At 77.3% G+C, this 2,465-nt stretch carries 3 protein-coding genes; 2 read left to right on the forward strand and 1 reads right to left on the reverse strand.

What is annotated here, in order from left to right; genetic code table 11:
• Nucleotides 1–1,039 (forward strand): DNA-processing protein DprA (locus HUW36_RS30770; protein WP_174531292.1); only part of this gene is annotated, 1,039 nt, incomplete at its 5' end.
• A gap of 2 nt (nucleotides 1,040–1,041) precedes the next feature.
• Here HUW36_RS30770 and HUW36_RS30775 read toward each other — a convergent pair.
• Nucleotides 1,042–1,383 (reverse strand): hypothetical protein, encoded by a 342-nt coding sequence (locus HUW36_RS30775; RefSeq protein ID WP_174531293.1) that lies wholly within the window; start codon nucleotides 1,381–1,383, stop codon nucleotides 1,042–1,044.
• Nucleotides 1,384–1,721: 338 nt separating this feature from the next.
• On the opposite strand from HUW36_RS30775, the gene HUW36_RS35030 reads away from it, so the two are divergent.
• Nucleotides 1,722–2,465, forward strand: a 744-nt coding sequence (locus tag HUW36_RS35030) for a site-specific integrase (RefSeq protein WP_343044377.1), incomplete at its 3' end; no start/stop codon positions are given.

Below are 2,465 nucleotides of genomic sequence, written 5' to 3' on the forward strand. Positions count from 1 at the left end.
CGTCGCGGCCCGCACGGCGGCCGGCGACGCGCGCCGGGTGGCGGCCGAGGCGTTGGCCCGGGCCGAACGGCTCGGGGCGCGCCTGGTCACCCCGGAGGACGACGAATGGCCGGCGCCGGTCGGCGAGCTGCGCCGGCTGGCACTGCCCGACGCCACCCGGCGGGTCGACGTGGAGACCCATCCGCCGCTCTGCTTCTGGGTACGCGGCGGCTGGCCGCTCGACGAGACGCTGGCCCGTTCGGTGGCCGTGGTCGGCGCGCGGGCGGCCACCCCCTACGGCTCGCACGTCGCCACCGAGCTGGGCTACGGACTGGCCGACCGGGAGTGGACCGTCGTCTCCGGCGGGGCGTTCGGCATCGACTCCGCGGCCCACCGCGGTGCGCTGACCGCCGGCGGGCGCACCGTCGCCGTGCTGGCCTGCGGCCTGGACCGCCCCTACCCGATGGGCAACGCCGCGCTGTTCGACCGGATCGCCGAGACCGGCCTGCTGGTGAGCGAGTGGATGCCCGGCGCCGAGCCGCTGCGGCCCCGGTTCCTCATCCGCAACCGGGTCATCGCGGCGGCCACCCGGGGCACGGTGCTGGTCGAGGCCGCCGCCCGCAGCGGCGCCACCCAGACGCTCAACCGGGCACTCGGGCTCGGCCGGCGGGCCATGGTGGTGCCCGGGCCGGTCACCTCGGCCATGTCGGTGGGCGGGCACGAGGTGCTGCGGGAGCGGCCGTACGCCCGGCTGGTCACCGGTGTCGCGCACGTGCTCGAGGAGGTGGGGCGGATCGGGGACGACCTCGCCCCGCCGGCCCGGGCGGCCGAGCGGCCGAGGGACCGGCTCGACGACGAAGCCACCCAGGTGTTGGAGGCGCTGCCCCGGCGTCGGACCCTCGACCTGGAGAGCGTCGCGGCGCGCGCCGGGGTGGACCTGCGCACCGCGATGCGGAAACTGTCCATGCTGGAGGAGCTGGCCCTGGTGGTGCGCCGGGACGGCGGCGGATACGCGCTCGCGCCCCCCGACGCCGCCGCGCGGGGACGGCGGCCGTCGTGACGTCAGTCGCCCTCGAACCGGATCTCGACGTCGCGGCCCTCCTGGCAACGGCGGGCGAGCCGGGCCAGCCGGCGGATCTGGTCGACCTCCGCCGGCGCTCCGGCCGCCTCCGCCAGAGCGCGCAGCTCGGTGAGCAGCTGCGGCACCTGGCCGGCGTCGACGACCAGCTCGCCGAGCGGGTCGACCCGGTCCAGCAGCGGCGTCCGGCCTCCGCCGCGTACCCGCCTGAGCAGGTCGAGCAGCAGGTCCCGGGGATCGGCGACGACCTCGATCGAGACGTACGTGGGCGGGCGGCGGGCGGCACCGGCCCGCACCCGCCGGTAGAGGACGGCATCCACTCCCACGCCCGGTCCCTCCTCGCTCCCGGCGTCACCGTGGTGGGGACCCCCACGGTCGGTTCGCCGCACCACGTACGTCGCGAGTTTCCCCTGTCCAGAGCCGCTTCTGCCACCCCGCCCGGCGCGCCGCCACGACCGGCCCTCGCCCGCGCACACGGGTCCACGCCGTTCGGCCGGGGTGGTGGCATCCCCGGGCACCCGACACCGCCATCCCGGCGCGGTGGAGTCGCGATCGGTGCCGGGGCCGCGCCGCCCGTACGCTGGGGTGGTGTTGGCCGTCTGCCCCCGCACGCCCGGACGCGACTCCGACCACGAGCGACGGTGCGAACCGGTCGGGGCGGTCGATGGGTGAGCGGCGGCGCGGCACGCGGGCCACGCACGAGGAACTGCCGGCGCCGATGCGCGAGGCGGTGGACGACTTCGCCGACCACCTGTCGAGGGTCCGCGACCGATCGGCGCACACGGTCCGGGCCTACGTGACGGACCTCGTCTCGCTGCTCGACCACGCGGTCCGGATGGGTTGCGCCGACGTGGCGGGGCTGGACCTCGCGGTGCTGCGCAGCTGGCTGGCCAGACAGCGGACCATGGGGGCCGCCCGGACGACCATGGCCCGGCGGGCCGCGGCGGCCCGCACCTTCAGCGCCTGGGCGCACCGGGCCGGGCTGCTCCCGCACGACGTCGCCGCCCCGCTCGCCAGCCCCAGGGCCGGCCGGGAACTGCCCACCGTCCTGCGCGCCGACCAGGCAGCCGCCCTGATGGACGCCCCACGGCGCGTGACGGACGCGCACAACCCGGCCGACCGGAGCGACCCGACCCAGGGGAGCACCGTCGACCCGACCCATCCGACCGGCGCTATAGCCCGGAGTGACGCGGAAGGCCGGAGCGACACGGCAGGCCCGAGCGACGCGGAGCGCCGGAGCGACGCGGCCACCGTCGACGAGGCGGGTCCGGGCGACGCGACCGAGGCGGTGCTGCTGCGGGACCGGCTGCTGCTCGAACTGCTGCGGCCCGTACTGGGACTCCTACTCGGTGACCAAGGGCGTCGACCAGCTCATCCCGGTCGACGTCTACGTGCCCGGCTGCCCGCC

Source organism: Micromonospora maritima, from assembly GCF_902825405.1.
GTDB lineage: Bacteria > Actinomycetota > Actinomycetes > Mycobacteriales > Micromonosporaceae > Micromonospora > Micromonospora maritima.